Annotated in this window: 16 protein-coding genes and 1 pseudogene; 15 read left to right on the top strand and 2 right to left on the bottom strand. The window is 45.2% G+C overall.

Annotated elements, in window-relative coordinates:
- The first annotated feature begins 72 nt into the window (after nucleotides 1–72).
- The 4 genes and pseudogenes from corC to EXU30_RS06160 all read left to right on the top strand — a co-directional run bounded on the left by corC (nucleotide 73) and on the right by EXU30_RS06160 (nucleotide 4,207).
- Nucleotides 73–894, top strand: a complete 822-nt coding sequence (gene corC / locus EXU30_RS06145) for a CNNM family magnesium/cobalt transport protein CorC (RefSeq protein WP_130598335.1) — start codon at nucleotides 73–75, stop codon at nucleotides 892–894.
- Between the two features lie 3 nt (nucleotides 895–897).
- A pseudogene (lnt, locus tag EXU30_RS06150) lies at nucleotides 898–2,465 on the top strand (apolipoprotein N-acyltransferase).
- Nucleotides 2,455–2,973, top strand: a complete 519-nt coding sequence (locus tag EXU30_RS06155; RefSeq protein ID WP_130598337.1) for a prepilin-type N-terminal cleavage/methylation domain-containing protein — start codon at nucleotides 2,455–2,457, stop codon at nucleotides 2,971–2,973. The pseudogene lnt and the gene EXU30_RS06155 overlap by 11 nt, the downstream one beginning before the upstream one ends.
- Before the next feature lie 736 nt (nucleotides 2,974–3,709).
- Entirely contained in the window at nucleotides 3,710–4,207 is a 498-nt protein-coding gene (locus EXU30_RS06160; RefSeq protein ID WP_130598339.1) for a glycine zipper 2TM domain-containing protein, read from the top strand.
- A gap of 109 nt (nucleotides 4,208–4,316) precedes the next feature.
- On the opposite strand, the gene EXU30_RS20890 is transcribed toward EXU30_RS06160, so the two are convergent.
- Complete coding sequence (locus EXU30_RS20890; RefSeq protein ID WP_130598341.1) at nucleotides 4,317–4,595, bottom strand: DUF6966 domain-containing protein; 279 nt, start codon at nucleotides 4,593–4,595, stop codon at nucleotides 4,317–4,319.
- A gap of 223 nt (nucleotides 4,596–4,818) precedes the next feature.
- A complete protein-coding gene (locus EXU30_RS06170; protein ID WP_130598343.1) occupies nucleotides 4,819–5,319 on the bottom strand; it encodes a zinc ribbon-containing protein in 501 nt (166 codons plus the stop codon).
- Nucleotides 5,320–5,439: 120 nt separating this feature from the next.
- Between EXU30_RS06170 and leuS the strand changes: the two genes are divergently transcribed.
- The 11 genes from leuS (at nucleotide 5,440) to EXU30_RS06225 (ending at nucleotide 17,908) form a co-directional block, all read left to right on the top strand.
- On the top strand, nucleotides 5,440–8,031 hold the full coding sequence (gene leuS / locus EXU30_RS06175; RefSeq protein ID WP_130603289.1) for a leucine--tRNA ligase: 2,592 nt from the start codon (nucleotides 5,440–5,442) through the stop codon (nucleotides 8,029–8,031).
- Between the two features lie 169 nt (nucleotides 8,032–8,200).
- Entirely contained in the window at nucleotides 8,201–8,701 is a 501-nt protein-coding gene (locus EXU30_RS06180; protein WP_130598345.1) for an LPS-assembly lipoprotein LptE, read from the top strand.
- Between the two features lie 124 nt (nucleotides 8,702–8,825).
- Entirely contained in the window at nucleotides 8,826–9,854 is a 1,029-nt protein-coding gene (gene holA, locus EXU30_RS06185) for a DNA polymerase III subunit delta (RefSeq protein WP_130598347.1), read from the top strand.
- Nucleotides 9,855–10,526, top strand: coding sequence for a nicotinate-nucleotide adenylyltransferase (gene nadD / locus EXU30_RS06190; protein ID WP_130598349.1), 672 nt, complete (start codon nucleotides 9,855–9,857; stop codon nucleotides 10,524–10,526).
- Between the two features lie 129 nt (nucleotides 10,527–10,655).
- A complete protein-coding gene (gene rsfS, locus EXU30_RS06195; protein WP_130598351.1) occupies nucleotides 10,656–10,985 on the top strand; it encodes a ribosome silencing factor in 330 nt (109 codons plus the stop codon).
- A complete protein-coding gene (rlmH, locus tag EXU30_RS06200) occupies nucleotides 10,985–11,455 on the top strand; it encodes a 23S rRNA (pseudouridine(1915)-N(3))-methyltransferase RlmH (protein WP_130598353.1) in 471 nt (156 codons plus the stop codon). The genes rsfS and rlmH overlap by 1 nt, the downstream gene beginning before the upstream one ends.
- Before the next feature lie 120 nt (nucleotides 11,456–11,575).
- Nucleotides 11,576–13,432 (top strand): penicillin-binding protein 2, encoded by a 1,857-nt coding sequence (mrdA, locus tag EXU30_RS06205; RefSeq protein ID WP_130598355.1) that lies wholly within the window; start codon nucleotides 11,576–11,578, stop codon nucleotides 13,430–13,432.
- A complete protein-coding gene (gene rodA, locus EXU30_RS06210; RefSeq protein ID WP_130598357.1) occupies nucleotides 13,429–14,535 on the top strand; it encodes a rod shape-determining protein RodA in 1,107 nt (368 codons plus the stop codon). The genes mrdA and rodA overlap by 4 nt, the downstream gene beginning before the upstream one ends.
- 3 nt (nucleotides 14,536–14,538) lie before the next feature.
- Nucleotides 14,539–15,549 (top strand): lytic murein transglycosylase B, encoded by a 1,011-nt coding sequence (gene mltB / locus EXU30_RS06215; RefSeq protein WP_130598359.1) that lies wholly within the window; start codon nucleotides 14,539–14,541, stop codon nucleotides 15,547–15,549.
- Complete coding sequence (locus EXU30_RS06220) at nucleotides 15,539–16,372, top strand: septal ring lytic transglycosylase RlpA family protein (RefSeq protein WP_130598361.1); 834 nt, start codon at nucleotides 15,539–15,541, stop codon at nucleotides 16,370–16,372. The genes mltB and EXU30_RS06220 overlap by 11 nt, the downstream gene beginning before the upstream one ends.
- Before the next feature lie 324 nt (nucleotides 16,373–16,696).
- On the top strand, nucleotides 16,697–17,908 hold the full coding sequence (locus EXU30_RS06225; protein ID WP_130598363.1) for a serine hydrolase: 1,212 nt from the start codon (nucleotides 16,697–16,699) through the stop codon (nucleotides 17,906–17,908).
- Nucleotides 17,909–17,931: the final 23 nt, after the last annotated feature.

Here is a 17,931-nt window from a genome sequence, read left to right on the forward strand (position 1 = left end):
ATTTTGGAAAATACATATGAGTGACGAGATCCCCCGAGTACAAACGCCCCAAAGAAAAGCTGGCTTGATAAGATCAACCAATTATTCCAGGGCGAACCTCAAAATCGCGAAGAGTTAGTCGAGGTCATTTCTGACGCAGAGCAGCGCGACCTGATTACTGAAGACACCCGCGAAATGATTAAAGGTGTATTAGAGGTTACTGACCTGCGTGTTCGGGACATTATGATCCCAAGAGCACAAATCGTCACCCTACAAGTAGACGCAAACGTGGATCAAGTACTTGAGACCGTGATTGAGTCTGCTCACTCTCGTTTTCCTGTCGTCAATGAAGACAAGGATCATATCGAAGGCATCCTACTTGCCAAAGACCTAATTAAATACGGTTTCAAGCAATCAGACACGCCATTTTCGCTCGCGCAAATCATCCGCCCGGCGGTGGTTGTGCCAGAAAGTAAACGCGTTGATGTGCTGCTTAAAGAATTCCGCTCTCAACGTTATCACATGGCAATTGTTGTCGATGAATACGGCGGCGTGTCAGGTGTTGTCACCATTGAAGACATTCTTGAAGAAATTGTCGGTGAAATTGAAGATGAGTTTGACCACAGCTCAGTAGAAGATACTGAAATTAAACGCGTGGGCAACTCAGTATTCTTGGTTAAAGCTTTGACCGAAATTGATGACTTTAACGCGGCTTGTGGTACTCAATTTAGCGATGAAGAGTTCGACACCGTTGGCGGTCTAGTCTCGCACGCTTTTGGTCATCTACCTGAGCGCAACGAAAGCATCATTATTGATGACATTGAATTCACTGTGACCAATGCTGATAGTCGTCGCCTCAACCAACTAAGGGTAAAACTCCCTGACGTTAGCAACAACGACACGGCTGCCGAATAAGTCGTGTTATCCCAAGCTTTAGCAAAGTTAAATCAAGGGCGAATTTCGCTAGTCACAGCATTTGCTGCTGGTGCTAGCACCGCCCTTGCGTTTGCGCCCTACAATATTTGGGCGATTTACCCACTTGCCCTCGCCTTTGCGCTATTTCAAAGCCAATCAAAAACACCTAAACAAAGCTTATTTTACTGGCTAAGTTTTGGCTTTGGCTGCTTTGCTGTCGGCATTAGTTGGGTGCATGTCAGTATCGACACCTTTGGCGGCATGCCTTTGGTTGTCTCAATGGCATTGATGGGACTGCTCGCTTTATATCTCGCCATTTATCCAGCACTGTGTGGTTATTTGCTCGCGAAGCTACAAGTATCAGGCCGCTTTGCTAGCTATTGGCAATACCTAGGTTTGTTCCCTGCGCTTTGGGTGCTCACCGAATGGCTGCGCGGCTGGGTGCTTACAGGTTTTCCATGGCTGTGGGCTGGCTATAGCCAAACACTTGGGCCATTGAGTCAACTGGCGAGCATTATTGGTGCTTTGGGCTTGAGCTTTATCATTGCTTTAGCTGCAGGTAGCCTAGCATTACTGGCACAAAAGCGCTGGTTACCTTTACTTGTCGTAGCGCCGCTCATCATCAGCCTTGCTTACCTTGCACCAAAATTTAATCCAATTACCGAAAATGGCGACAGCGTAAAAGTAGCGCTAGTACAAGGTAACATCCCCAAAGTATGAAGTGGGAGCCAGAGAACTTATGGCCAACCATGGTCAAGTACATGGACTTGACCCGCAATCATTTTGACGATGAATCTAGCCTAGACATAGTTGTGTGGCCAGAAGCGGCGATCCCTGCGCCAGAAGTGTTAGTCAGTGATTTTTTAGTTGGCACTAATGATGTGGCACGCTTTAATAATATCGCCATTATTACCGGCATTATCAGCAAGAAACCATCAGGTTATTACAATGCGCTCGTAGTGCTTGGCAATCACTTTAATAAACAGCAAAACCAGGGTGATTATGAGATTAATGGCAGCAACGAGTTTTTAAAGCATCACTTACTGCCGATAGGTGAGTTTGTGCCGTTTGAGTCGCTACTAAGGCCGCTGGCACCTTTCTTTAACTTACCTATGTCATCATTTATGCGCGGTGACTACCAACAGCCTAATTTGAACGCACTGGGTTATCAGGTCGCGCCAGCCATTTGCTATGAAATCGTCTTCCCAGAGCAGGTTCGCGCCAACACCAACATAGATACCGATTTACTACTTACCGTGTCCAATGATGCCTGGTTTGGCACGTCAAATGGCCCGCTGCAGCACATGGAAATAGCCCAAATGCGCGCCATTGAATTAGGTAAACCACTGCTAAGGGCAACGAACAATGGTGTCACAGCTGTAGTCGACCCTTATGGCAAAATAACCGAGCAATTACCTCAGTTTGAAACAGGTGTGCTGGTTACCGAGGTGCCTTTATATCAAGGTGAAACCTTGTTTATGCGATTTGGTCAACTCCCTCTACTACTCTTCTCTACTTTATTGCTACTATTATCCTTAGCATTTAAGTACAGAACTAAGTATGAAAAATAACCTATGCAAATCCGATAACATAAGAAAAGTCCAACAAGGGTTTACCTTAGTTGAGCTGATCGTTGTCATCATCATTCTAGCTATCCTCGCCATTGTAGCTGCGCCTAAATTTATTGGTTTAAGTTCAGAAGCGCGAACTTCAATACTTAGCAGCATTTCAGCGTCTGTAAAAACCGCCAACTCATTAGTGTATGCAAAATCACAAATGCCGAGTTTACAGGTGCAACCTGTAAGCGGTAGAGATGATTTGATTGATATAGATTTAGATAATGATGGTATTTTTGAAACGCGATTAAAATGGGGATATTTAGACAATACTGATATTGAAAAATGGATTGAGTTAGATGACGCTTTCACCATTCAGTATCAAGGTATTGCCAATACTTACATTGGTTATGACCTAGACAAAAATGGCCAAACGCTAAACGATAATTGTTACTTCCACTACGTACAAGCAGCTAATGCAACTACGCCACCGCAACTAAGTATTGAAGCATCTGGCTGTTAGTCTGTTCAGTTCAGGACCTCTTTAGGCACTGAGAATAATCGAATTACACACACCATGCCCTCAAAATGCGATGTTGAAATAAGATAATTATCAGCTAAAAATCTGCAGCTATGCTGCTACAGCATTAGTCGAACCTAGAGCCAATCGAACCTAGTGCCAAGTTAATGCAAAAATTATCTCTACTAGATACTGGAACTTTGTTTAATTAAGCGCCTTTTGACAAGGTAAATCTAGTTCATGACCCTAGTTCAAGTACCTATATTGCTAATATCTCCCTAGTTACTTGTCGCCGTACCAGTCTTGGGCACAGATAAAAAGTTTATTCGTTCGTGCATAGTGTTGAATCAAGCTCACACTCATTAAATCCGTTTTTCTTTATTTCCGACGAAATCTCTTCTAGTAAACACGTTTGTTGGCAACTGACGAAACTTGATCAAAAAAACGCATTAAACATGATTCACTGCAAGTCACTGAAACTATGAAACTTCCTTCTAGCTCATTAACACCAAGACATGCAGCCGTATCTGGCTCACTTAAAAAACATTGTTCGCAAATCACATCGCAGTACAGCTATAGACGGAGGTTATAGCTCGGCGTATAGTTCATCGCATAAGTCATTATGTTTATTAGCTTTTATTCGCACTTATTTAGTACTTGTGACGGTTTAGCCTAGTTTAAAACAACTAAACCATCAGCTAGTAAACGTATTTCAGTAGTAGGCATCAGGGATATCGCCATGACACATTACAGCAAAATCATTTTCGTTAGCCTTTTATCATTCATGCTCGCAGCTTGCTCGTCAAAGCCACCACAGGATGAAGTTGAAACAGTAAGAGTTGGCAAGGTGCAGCGAGTGTTGTACCAAAAAGTTGAGAAAAAGCCATCTATTGTCACCGTATTAGCTGGTGCCGCGGTCGGTGCGCTTATCGGCAATCAAATCGGTGATGGCAATGGTAAAACCATCGCCACAGGTGTAGGTGCGTTAGGCGCAGCTGCAATCACAGACAAAGCGCTAACTAAAGAATTCAATCAAGTGGTTTATGAAGTGTATGTGCCCGCTGAGCGCAAAAATATTGCCGTTGTCAGTGGCGATTTAGCGTCAACTATCTTTAAGAATGATCTGGTGGTTGTTTATAAAAAAGGCAAAAAAGTGACCATAGATGCTTACGGCCAATACTCGAAAGACAAGTATCAATTAGCACTGCAAAAGCTAGCAGATGGTACTTTAGAGTAATATGTTTCTTACAGGCTAGCTAAGCGATGAACAAGCGCAGGTTATGATTGAGCGAAGTGAATCTAGCCTGCGTTTATGAGTCCGTCTTGAACACATCGTTATGTGTTTATTATTGTTCGTGTTTTATTGCAGTCGCGAGTTCCCATGCGCGTGTCTGTAGTTCACTAAAACGATCGTTTTTACGAGTTATCTTGCTTAGACAAATATCGTTAAATGAACCCATACCACCGTATGCTGATAGTACTTTTTCTACTCCGTTAAAGTCTGATTCTATAAGCCTTTTTCGAGCACGCGACATCCAATCACACCAGTGCTGTTGCCCGTCGTCATCCAACATCTGAACAAGTCTGTCTAGAACTTCTATTAGCTCTTTCGTTTTCGATCCCATATTAATTCACACATAACGAGTCTGTGCCCTATTGAACCGACATGCAGCTAGGGGAATACCCCCTAGTCGCGACTCAACTCATAGGACTTATATTGTCTGCACGACCAACAGAACTTTCTTTAAAAAGTTCTAATAGGCAAATGTAATGGCACTAGCTAATCCCCAAAACACCTAACGCTTTTAACACTAATATAAGCGGTACTAATATTTAAGACGCTAATATTTAAGGCATCAAAGCTTCACGACTAAACTCAGTGCTATCGCATTCAGGACAGTCAGGAATAATTGATGGAAATTCAATATCCATTTCATGCTGACACTGGTTACAGACCACTTTTCCCTGGTTAATCACTTCACCTGAACGGTAAACACCTTGGTGTTCAAAGTCGCTGGTAATTTCGTGCCATTGCACCTGGCTGCGATCAGACAGCTCACCCAACCAATGCCAAAGTGTTTTTTCAAAAGCAATAACTGACGGGCTGTGAAGAATATCTTCGGCGTGGGACTGTTTGATGTAGCTAGCGATGTCGCGTTTTAAAAACTCTTCCACTAACTCCAGTTCTTGATCAGAAGCGGCATTTTTGAGCTTTAAAAACTCGCGCCCTTTGATAACAGAGACAAACAAACTTTTTGCAGTCAATGAGTTATCTTCTTCGTACTGGCGTTTTACTTGGTCGATTAAGGCTTGATATAAGTCTAATAAAGCAGAACTTCTGTCACTCATAATAAATACTCCTTCATCCGAACCTTTTTAATACATTACATCTAGTTTATTCTATGCAGTTATTCGTCACGCTAATCAGCGTTAGGTCAAACAATGGGCGGCAAAGCCGGAAATAGATTGATGCAAGAGCAATATAATCCCTCAGAAATTGAATCCTCAGTACAACAGCACTGGGAACACAAAAAAACATTTGAAGTCACCGAAGATGCAAGCAAAGAAAAGTTCTACTGCTTGTCTATGTTTCCATACCCTTCAGGTCGACTGCATATGGGACACGTGCGTAATTACACCATAGGTGATGTTGTCGCTCGTTACCAGCGTTTACAGGGTAAAAATGTACTGCAACCTATTGGCTGGGACTCATTTGGTCTACCTGCTGAAAACGCGGCAATTAACAACAAGTCTGCACCAGCACCTTGGACGTACCAAAACATCGACTACATGAAAAACCAGCTTAAGCTTTTAGGCTTTGGTTACGATTGGAGCCGTGAAATTGCCACCTGTACCCCTGAGTACTACCGCTGGGAGCAATGGTTCTTCACTAAGCTTTATGAAAAAGGCTTGGTTTACAAAAAGACAGCTTCAGTTAACTGGTGTCCAAACGATGAAACGGTACTGGCAAACGAGCAGGTACAAGACGGTTGTTGCTGGCGCTGTGACACTGAAGTAGTTCAGAAAGAAATTCCACAGTGGTTTATCAAAATCACTGACTATGCTGATGAGCTACTAAGCGATATCGACAAGCTAGACGAATGGCCTGAGCAGGTTAAGTCTATGCAACGTAACTGGATTGGCCGCAGTGAAGGTATTGAAATGACCTTTGGTGTTGCTGATAGCGATGAAACATTCGATATCTACACCACCCGTCCTGACACAGTAATGGGCGTGACTTACGTAGCAATTGCCAGCGGTCACCCGTTAGCAGAGCAAGCGGCAAAGAATAACCCTGAGCTTGCTGCATTTATCGAAGAGTGTAAAAACGTCGATACCACTGAAGCTGCGATGGCGGCGATGGAGAAAAAAGGTGTTGCTACCGGCTTATATGCTGTTCACCCAATCACAGGTGAGCAAGTGCCTATCTGGTGCGCTAACTTCGTATTAATGAACTATGGTACTGGCGCAGTGATGTCAGTTCCGGCGCACGATCAGCGCGACTATGAGTTCGCAACTAAATACGGCCTTGAGATCAAAGCAGTTATCAAGCCAACTGAAGGCGAGCTAAACATCAGCGAAGAAGCCTTCGTTGAAAAAGGTATTCTATTTAACTCAGGCGAAGCTTTCCCTGAATTAGATGGCCTTGAGTTCCAGGCAGCATTTGATGCAATCGATGCCAAACTTAGCGCAGAAGGTAAAGGTAAGCGCCAGGTGAACTTCCGTCTACGTGACTGGGGCGTTTCACGTCAGCGTTACTGGGGCGCGCCAATTCCTATGGTGACTTTGGAAGATGGTACTGTAATGCCAACTCCGGAAGAGCAACTACCGGTTGTATTGCCTGAAGATGTGGTAATGGATGGTATCCAAAGCCCAATTAAAGCCGACAAAGAGTGGGCTAAAACTCAGGTTAATGGACAAGACGCGCTGCGTGAAACCGACACCTTTGACACCTTTATGGAGTCATCTTGGTACTACGCTCGCTACTGTAGCCCGCAAGCAGATCAAATGTTAGATCCAGCAAAAGCGAACTACTGGCTACCTGTCGATCAGTATATTGGTGGTATTGAGCATGCTTGTATGCACCTTTTGTACTTCCGCTTCTTCCACAAGTTACTGCGTGATATTGGTCTAGTTGATTCTGACGAGCCAGCAAAACGCCTACTGACTCAAGGTATGGTACTAGCAGATGCTTACTACTACACCAACGACAAAGGCGGCCGCGTTTGGGTATCGCCATCTGAAGTGACGGTTCAAGAAACTGACGACAAAGGCCGTGTCACCAAAGCAGTTGACTCACAAGGCAACGAGCTGGTTTACACCGGCATGAGCAAGATGTCTAAGTCGAAGAACAATGGTATCGACCCACAAGAAATGGTTGATAAATACGGCGCTGACACAGTGCGTCTATTTATGATGTTTGCTGCGCCACCTGAGTTGACTCTTGAATGGCAAGAATCAAGTGTTGAAGGTGCGCACCGCTTCATTAAGCGTTTGTGGAAAACAGCGTCTGACCATGTAGCTAAAGGTGAAGTTGTAGCGCTTGATGTTAAAGCACTAGACAGCAACCAAAAAGCGCTGCGCCGTGAATTACACAAAACCATCGCTAAAGTGAGTGATGACATTGAGCGTCGTCAGATGTTCAACACAGCGATTGCTGCCATCATGGAGCTAATGAACAAGCTGCAAAAAGCGCCAAGCAACAATGACCAAGACCGTGCATTAATCCAAGAAGCACTATCAGCGGTAACACGTTTGCTTTACCCAATTATCCCACACACTTGTTTCAGCATGTGGAAAGCACTGGGTAACCAAACTGATATTGAAGATAGCCTATGGCCAACGGTTGACGAGTCAGCTTTGGTTGAAGACAGCAAGCTAATCGTGGTGCAAGTGAATGGTAAGGTTCGCGCTAAAATCACAGTTGCAGCAGATGCATCTAAAGAAGATGTAGAAGCAGCAGGTTTAGCTGAAGCTCAGGTACAAAAATACACCGACGGTTTAAACATCGTTAAAGTAATTTATGTTCCAGGCAAACTATTAAGCATCGTTGCTAAATAAAAACTTAAGTAACATAAGCCACAACAGAGCGCACTAAGCTAATCAAGCTCACATGTGCACTCAAGGCTTAAGTTAGTTAATATAAGGCTCAGTATCCATGGTACTGAGCCTTATTTTTTGGCACACTATCGCCCACATGGCGCACCCGTTTACATTTACAGGAACAGTAATGCCTGCTCTTAGAACTTCTTCAATTACAACACTTTTATCGGTTGTATTACTTAGCCTAGCGTTAAGCGCCTGCGGCTTTAAGCTGCAACGTAGCTATCAAATACCAGAGCACTTATCGCAGCTGCATTTAGCCAGTAGCGACCAATACAGCGAGTTAACTCGTCTGCTAAGCGATCGCCTGCGGGTAAACAGCATCGACCTCGTTGACGCCAATAAGCAAACCCCAACATTGAGGCTGATAAACGACTCGTTAGAGCGCGCTACCCTGTCACTGTACCCAAATGGTAACGTGGCTGAATACGAGCTTATTTATCACGTGAATTACTCAGTGGCACTGCCTGATGGCGAGCCAGAATTTTTCGAAACCGCCATTCGCCGTGACTATAAAGACGATCCACGTACCGCGTTGGCAAAAAGCCGCGAAATGGAGCTACTCGTTAAAGAGATGCGTCAGCAAGCCGCTGACCGTATTGTGCAAACCTTAGCGACCATTAACTAGGCGGCAGTCGATTTAGCAAATAGCGTCTATGTAACAAGCGACTAAGTGCCCAGCAACCAAACCAAAAGCATTTAGACCAACAGCAACTGCTAGCTAACCATTTAAGCGTGATTGAGACAGATTAATGCGGGTTTATCCAGATCAACTAAAACACCAATTATCGCCCCTACCAAACGTCATCATGCTGTTTGGTGATGATCCTTGGCTCGTGGATAACAGCAAGCAACAAGTGCTGCAAGCCGCCCGCAAACAAGGCTTTGAAGAGCGAATTCAACTTACCCAAGAAACTGGCTTTAGCTGGAACGACCTGATCCAAGAGTGGCAATCAATGAGCTTGTTTGCCAGCCGCCGCGTGATAGAGCTAACCCTACCGAATGCCAAACCTGGCACAGATGGCGCGAGCGCATTTCAAACTATCATGGCAGACAACAACCCAGATGTGTTGCTCATTTTACAAGGTCCAAAACTGTCAGCTGAAACCAAAAGTAAATGGTTTAAAACCCTCGATGCCAAAGGCGTGTATGTACCTTGCACCACACCAGAGGGTAAACAATTTGAGCGTTGGTTAGATGGCCGCATCAAACATTACCAGCTGATCATTCATCATGACGCCAAAGCCATGATGTTTAGTTTGTTTGAAGGCAACTTGCTCGCCGCCGAGCAAGCAATGCAAATGCTGCAACTGCTTAGCCCAAATGCAGATATTAGCGCCCAACAACTGCAAGATTACTTTGAAGATCAATCACGCTTTAGCGTATTCCAGCTAACTGATGCTTTGTTATTGAACCAGCAAAAGAAAGCGCAGCACATACTGGCACAGTTGCAGGGAGAAGGCACTGCTATGCCAATCCTAATGTGGTCACTGTTTAAAGAGATAAATTTGCTGATGACCCTCAAGCTTGCCATGGCGCAAGGTGAGCCACTCGCTCAGCTATATGGTAAGCATCGCATTTGGGACAAACGCAAACCTTTATACCAATCAGCCCTTAGCCGTTTAGAGCTTGATCATATCGAGCACATGCTCGCCTTTACCTCTAAATTAGAGCTCAATCTCAAACAGCATGGTATTGAAGACTGGGTTGGCACCAGTCACTTATGTTTGTTGTTCGACCCGCGCGCCCATAACCGTCTGGCCCACATAGAGCTAAGTTAGATGCGTATCGGCATTTTAGGTGGCACGTTCGACCCTATCCACCAAGGGCATATTCAACCTGCGCTCGCAGTGCAACAGCAGCTTGAGCTCGATGAAGTTTGGCTGATGCCAAATCATATTCCACCCCACAAAAGCTCGACTCAAGTCAGCACGGCGCACAGGTTGAACATGGTTAAGCTTGAATGCGCGCAGCACCCAGAGCTTAAACTATGCGATATTGAAATTAACCGCGATTCGCCGTCTTACTCAGTTGTCACTTTGCAGCAACTTAGCGAGCAATACCCGCAGCATGAGTTCTACTTCATCATGGGAATGGACTCATTTGTCAATTTAGACAAATGGCATCAATGGCAACAACTATTCCAGTATTGCCATATTGCCTTATGCGCTCGTCCTGGCTGGCAGTTAGCGCAAGGCTCAAGCATGGCAAAGGTGTTAGCCAAGCGGCAGACAAGCCATCCAAAGCTGGCGAATTATTCAAAACGGGCAAGCACTCTAAGCCAAGCACTAACACGCGCTAAGTCCGGTAACGTTTTTATTGTCGATGCACCGCTACATGCCATTTCATCAACAGATATTCGCAACGAATTAGCTCGCGGGTTAAACGTTAAAGACAAACTCAGCCAAACGGTACTCGACTACATCAATCAGCAGCAGCTTTATCTAACCTAGATACAAACCGCTTGTTATCACTTGTGAGTATGCGGTAAAAAATCTACCGCGATGACTGCCTCATAATTGCGCACAGATAGCCATTTTGCGTATAATGCCCCGTTATTTTTGACTAATGAGGTACTTCGCGTGCAAGGCAGCGAACTTAAAGATTTCGTTCTCGATAAAATCGATGACTTAAAAGCCAAAGACATCACAGTATTAGATGTTTCAAATCAATCATCTATCACCGAAACTATGGTGATCTGCACAGGTACTTCTAAAACCCACGTGCGTGCGATCAGCGAGCACATCGTTGTTGAAGCGAAAGGCGCAGGTGTACAACCACTTGGCGTTGAAGGCCGTGACAGCAGTGAATGGGTACTGGTAGACCTAGGCGACGTGATTTTGCACATCATGCAAGATCAAACTCGCGAATACTACCAACTAGAAAAGCTATGGGCTGATCAAGACGCCTAATGAAGCTTCAGCTTATTGCCGTTGGCACCAAAATGCCCGCTTGGGTAACCACAGGTTTTGAAGAATATCAGCGCCGTTTCCCTCGTGACATGGCGTTAGAGTTAATCGAAATTCCTGCTGGTAAGCGCGGAAAGAACGCTGACATTGCCCGCATTTTGCAAAAAGAAGGCGAGCAAATGTTGGCGGCGGTTAACAAGGGCAATCATATTGTCAGTCTCGACCTTCCTGGTAAAAACTGGACCACTCCTCAGCTAGCGCAGCAGATGGAAAAGTGGCAACTGGACGGTCGCGATGTCAGCTTATTGATTGGCGGCCCTGAAGGGTTAGCACCAGCATGTAAAGCCGCTGCAAGCCAAAGCTGGTGTTTGTCAGCCTTAACCTTACCGCACCCTTTGGTACGAGTTCTGGTTGCCGAAAGTTTATACCGCGCCTGGAGTATCAATAACAATCACCCATATCATAGGGAATAAAGCTCACTAGCACGCAGATTACGGCTTTTGTTCCCTGCACTCTCCTGCTAAAGTGAGCCTCTAGGCAGCCCTAGCACCAAGCTAAACCCCAGATACATTATCAAAGTTGGAGAAAACTGAGTGTCGCCAAGAAAGCGCGTAACTATGCACGATCATGCTGCTGAGGCTTCGCTATTTAAGCGCCGTGCACTATTTACCTTTGTCTGTGTGGTGGCGTTACTTGGGGTATTGTTGACCAACCTGTATAACTTACAGGTGTCAGAATTTGCCGACTATGAAATGCGCTCTAATGACAACCGCATTCGTGTTGTCCCTACTGCGCCAAGCCGTGGATTGATTTTCGACCGCAACGGCCAATTACTTGCCGAAAACCAACCTTTTTATTCCCTTGAGCTCATTCCTGAAAAGGTCAAAAAAGTCGATGACGCCCTCGATAAGCTCAATAACATCATTCCACTATCCGCTGATGAGCGAGAATCAATAAAAGAAAAGCTCAAATACCATCGCCGCTTTAAGCCACTGACGATTAAAACTCGCCTAACCCCAGAGCAAGTCGCAAGTTTTAGCGTAAACCAGCATGAATATCCGGGCATCTTTGTTGAAGCAGGTTTAAAGCGATACTACCCACACCAAGAGTTAATGACCCATGTACTGGGTTATGTTGGTAAGATTAATAGTCGTGACAAAGCCACGCTAGAAAAAAGCGGCGCATGGAAAAACTACGCCGCCACCAAAGATATTGGCAAGCAAGGTATCGAGAAATACTATGAGAGCCTGCTACACGGTAAGCCAGGGCATTTAGAAGAAGAGGTTAACAACCGTGGCCGAGTGATCCGCACCTTAAAAGTCACACCACCCGAGCCGGGGCAAGATATTTACCTCACCTTAGATTTAAAACTGCAGCAAAAAGCCATGGAGCTTTTAGCAGGTAGACGCGGCTCAGTAGTCGCCATCGACCCACAAGATGGCGGCATTTTGGCAATGGTGTCGAGCCCAAGCTACGACCCAAACGCATTTGTCCATGGCATTAGCGGCAAAGCATACAGTGCACTACTTAATGATAAATCCCGCCCATTAATTAACCGTGCTACTCAGGGGCAATACGCACCGGCTTCTACCGTTAAGCCACATATCGCCTTGATGGGGTTAGAAGAAAAAATCGTAACAGAAAAGACCCGAGTGTGGGACCCCGGCTACTGGCAAATTCCGGGGGTTGAGCGCAAGTGGCGTGACTGGAAAAAATGGGGCCATGGCTGGGTAGATGTGTACCACTCTATCTCAGAGTCTTGCGATATCTACTTCTACGATCTGGTTTATAAATCAGGTATCGATAAACTGGCCAACTTTATGGAGCCATTTGGTTTTGGTCAAAGCACCGGCATAGACATTTTTGAAGAATCAATCGGTATCATGCCTTCAAGAGATTGGAAGCGTATGCGCTACAACCAACCTTGGTATGTCGGCGATACCATCTCGGTGGGTATTGGTCAGGGGTACTGGACCAGCACACCGCTGCAACTTGCCAACTCAGTGGTTACCCTTGCCAATAAAGGGCAACGCTTTACCCCGCATCTACTCAAGTCACTCAAATCTGGTACGGTAAAAATCGACACACCAATTGATGAGCTACCACCTATTGAATTAAATAACCCAAGAAACTGGGATATTATCAATGAAGCCATGCGCCAAACCGCCCATAAATCGCGCTTTACCGATGCCAAATACACAGCAGCGATGAAGACGGGTACGGCTCAGGTATTTAGTGTCGGCCAAGATGAAAAGTACGATGAAGATACCATCGCTGATCACTTACGCGATAACGCGTTAATTGTTGCTTACGCCCCATATGAAAACCCAACAATTGTGCTTGCCGTGGTACTAGAAAATGCCGGTTGGGGCGGCGCTAATGCAGGCCCATTGGCACGAGCATTATTAGATGAATACTTATTACGTGATGAATTTATGGTGACGCAGTGACAACCCATCATCAAAAAAAGACAGTCTGGCAACGCATTCACATAGACCCGCCTTTGTTGCTTGGTCTACTTGCCCTGATGCTGTTTGGCGCCTTTGTCATTTACTCGGCTAGCGGCGAAGACCCAGCCATGATGAAGCGCCAATTTACCCGCATTGGTTTATCACTTGGCATCATGTTTATTGTTGCGCAAATTAACCCTGAAATATTGCGGCGTTGGGCATTAGAAATTTATCTCGCCGGCATAAGTTTGTTGGTGGCTGTACACTTCTTTGGCACCATCAATAAAGGCGCTCAGCGCTGGCTTAACCTCGGCTTTATGGAGTTTCAGCCATCGGAGCTGATTAAGCTTGCCTTTCCTATCACTATGGCCTGGTATATCAGTCAATTCCCGCTACCGCCCAAAAAACGCTACCTAGCAGGCGGCGCGATTATTCTGCTTATTCCAACGTTACTCATTGCTAAACAGCCCGATTTAGGCACCTCCATTCTAGTTGCAGCATCAGGCATATTTGTGCTGTTTTTATCTGGCATGAGCTGGATGATTGTAGGCGGCTTTGTACTATTTGTACTCGCGATGCTGCCCATTTTGTGGTTCTTCTTGATGCATGATTATCAGCGCACCCGAGTGATGACCCTATTTAACCCAGAGCAAGATCCGCTTGGCGCGGGTTATCATATTATCCAATCGAAAATCGCCATTGGCTCTGGCGGTATTTGGGGTAAAGGCTGGCTTGAAGGCAGTCAGTCACAGCTTGAATTTTTACCCGAACGTCATACTGACTTTATCTTTGCGGTGATTGGCGAAGAATTTGGTCTGGTAGGCAGCTTACTGCTGCTGGCCATGTATTTGTTTGTTATCGGCCGTGGCCTAGTGATCGCCTCGCGAGCGCAAACCAGTTTCGCCCGCTTATTAGCCGGAAGTATTACTTTAACCTTCTTTGTTTATATCTTCGTGAATATCGGCATGGTATCTGGCATCTTACCTGTAGTAGGGGTGCCTTTGCCGCTGATCAGCTACGGCGGTACCTCCATGCTGACGCTAATGACAGGTTTCGGTATCTTGATGAGTATTCACACCCACCGCAGATTTATTGATAGGTAATACATGAAACGACGCTTTTTAACGCCGCTAAAAATCATGCTGACCTGTGCACTAAGCGCAAGTATCTCATTCACCGCGCAGGCTGAAGATGACGCCCAGGTAACCGAGCGCAAACAAGAGTTTATGCAAACTCAGCTAGAAAAAGGTTTTAGTAAAACCGAAATTCAGGCCTATCTTGACTCAGCTAACCATAATCAAGCCGTGCTTGATGCTATTTCAAAACCTTGGGAAGCCAAGCCTTGGCATCAGTATTACCCCATCTTCTTAACCGACAAGCGTCTTGCTAAAGGGCTAGAATTTTGGCGAGAAAACGCTGGCATCATTAAAAAGGCAGCTGAAAAGTTTCAAGTCGACGAGCAAATCATTGTCGCGATTATCGGTATCGAAACTTTTTACGGCGGCTATATGGGCAAATATAAGGTGCAAGATGCCCTATATACTTTAGGTTTTTACTACCCACCACGAGCCAAATTTTTCCGCAGCGAATTCGCCAACCTAATGTCGCTAGCAAAAGAAGAACGACTCACCCTAGACAGCCTTTATGGCTCTTACGCTGGTGCCATGGGTTACGGTCAATTTATTCCATCAAGCTATCGTCATTACGCAGTAGATTTTAATGGCGACGGTCGCCGTGATTTACTTGGCAGTAAAGCTGATGCCATTGGCAGTGTGGCTAATTACTTCCACCAACATGGCTGGCAAAAAGATGCGCCTGTGGCACTAAAATTGACCTACAGTGGCGACAGTAAACCACAAGCTAAAGTGTGGAAGAGTGAACGCCTGCATTATAAAGTGTCAGACATTATTAGCCCTGAGCTTAGCCTTGAGACAGCGCAAGATATCGACGTTTCTCAGTTAGCAATGCTTATTAAACTAGAACAAGTCGAGGCCGACGAGTATTGGCTGGGCTTAAATAACTTTTACGTCATCACCCGTTATAACCGCAGCCCACTGTACGCCATGGCCGTATACCAATTTAGCCAACAATTAAAAGCCGCTTACTATGCAAACTAAGTTTCAATCACTTACTGTTATCGCCATTGCGGCTGCAGCCTTGATGCTTAATGGCTGCTCAAGTAACAACCAGCCTAAAAGCCAGGATGAGCGTTATAGCATCAAGCATGATAAGCCTCCTGAAAACGCGCCAGATGTTAGTAAGGTTGAAGACGCTTACCCTAAATACGAGCCCTACAGTAAGCAAGGTAACAACATGACTTACACTGTGCGCGGTAAAAGCTACACTGTGCTCGATACAGGTAAAAACTTTAAGCAATCAGGCTACGCCTCATGGTATGGTGCTAAGTTTCATGGGCACCTCACCTCAAACGGTGAAACCTACGACATGTACTCAATGTCAGCAGCTCACAAAACCCTGCCGCTTCCAAGTTATGTCAAAGTCACTAATCACGCCAATAACAAGCAAGTTGTGGTGCGAGTGAATGATCGCGGCCCGTTCCATGAAGGTCGCATTATCGACTTATCTTATGCCGCTGCTTACAAGCTAGACATGCTTAAAACTGGCACGGCTAAAGTGTCTATTGAAGTCATCCATTTTGACTCACCTCGCTCTATCGCACTGGAGGAGCTGCGCGATGACTCAATTCACTTTGTGCAAGTGGTTGCTTCAAGCAATAAAGCTAAAATTGAGCAAATTGCTGAGCAAATGGCCAAGCAGTTTCAGGTAAATACTCAAGTAGTGTCTGGTGATGGTTTACACCGCTTGCAGCTGGGTCCTATTGGGCAGCATTACCTTGCTGAGCAACTACTACTTAAAGTTAAACAAAGTGGTTACCCACAAAGCTATTTGCTACAGCAAAAGCCGCAGCAAACTCAATAGAAAACTCAGTTGTGACCTCAATATAAAGTTCAGTATAAACATTAATATTGCACTAGCAGAGCACCGACTCCTTCATTGGCTGGTTAATTTTCGGCTAATGAAGGAACCTTAACAATAATTCATTGCCTACTAGTGATATAATCTGCAAAATTACAGCAGCTCGACTAGCTAGTTAGCCTCATTTGTGTACCAGTTTCAGCCTACGGCGCTTTTTCGGCCCTTGGTTAGGCGCTAAGGCAAAACACAAGATGCACTAAAATATTTCACAACTAGCCTGTAAATAGTCATGACAAAAGTTCCATTAAATAGAGACGTGCCAAATTCATGAAGAATATTGTTAATCGCCCAATGAAATCACTGTTCCTACTTTGTGCAGTATCCTTCTCAACCCTTGCTGCAACGCCGCAACCAGATCCACGTCCAACGCCAAACCGCGCGCCGGTTGTTACGCCAGATGCTCCCAAAGTTGCAGCTAAAGCATTCGTGCTTATGGACTACAACACGGGTAGAGTCATCGCTGAAGAAAACGCTTACGAAAGCCTAAACCCTGCTAGTTTGACCAAGATGATGACCAGTTATGTGATTGGCCATGAAGTGAAAGTAGGTAACATCTCATTAGATGATGATGTAGTTATCTCAAAAAATGCCTGGTCAAAGAACTTCCCAGACTCGTCTAAAATGTTCATTGAAGTTGGCAAAACGGTAAAAGTTGAAGACCTTAATCGCGGTATTATCATTCAGTCTGGTAACGATGCTTGTGTCGCGATGGCAGAGCACATTGCTGGCACAGAAGATGCGTTTGTTGACCTAATGAACTCATGGTCAAAACAGCTAGGCATGGAAGACAGCTACTTTGAAAACTCACACGGTCTAGACTCTGATAACCACAAAACTACCGCTTATGACATGGCAATTCTAGGCGCCGCGCTTATCCGTGATGTGCCAGAAGAGTACCGCGTGTATGCCGAGAAATCATTTACCTTTAACGGTATCAAGCAATACAACCGTAACGGCCTGTTATGGGATAAAAGCTTAAACGTAGATGGCATTAAAACCGGCCATACATCTGGCGCAGGCTATAACCTAGTAACCTCTGCGACTAACAACGACATGCGTTTAATCACAGTAGTGATGGGCACTAAGAGCGAGTCAGCCCGTAAAGCAGAAAGTAAAAAGCTACTAAACTATGGCTTCCGCTTCTTTGAAACGATTACTCCATACAAAGCAGGCGACACCTTTGTTACCCAGAAGATCTGGTACGGCGATCGTGAAACGATCGATTTAGGCCTAGTCAGTGACACGCCAATCACCATAAACAAAGGCCAAGCCAAGAACCTAGAAGCCAACTTTGAGCTGGTAAAAGAACTGAAAGCGCCATTAGCTAAAGGCGAAACTGTTGGTCATGTTTACTTCCAGCTTGATGGTAAAGACATAGCTCAGTTCCCACTTGTTACCTTACACGAAGTGCAAGAAGGCAGCTGGTTTAGCAAGTTAATGGACTACTTCAAGCAAATGTTTGCTAGTTGGTTTGGTTAATCTGCAAGGGTTACACCTTAACC

Origin of the sequence: Shewanella maritima (assembly GCF_004295345.1) — a bacterium.
Lineage (GTDB): Bacteria > Pseudomonadota > Gammaproteobacteria > Enterobacterales > Shewanellaceae > Shewanella > Shewanella maritima.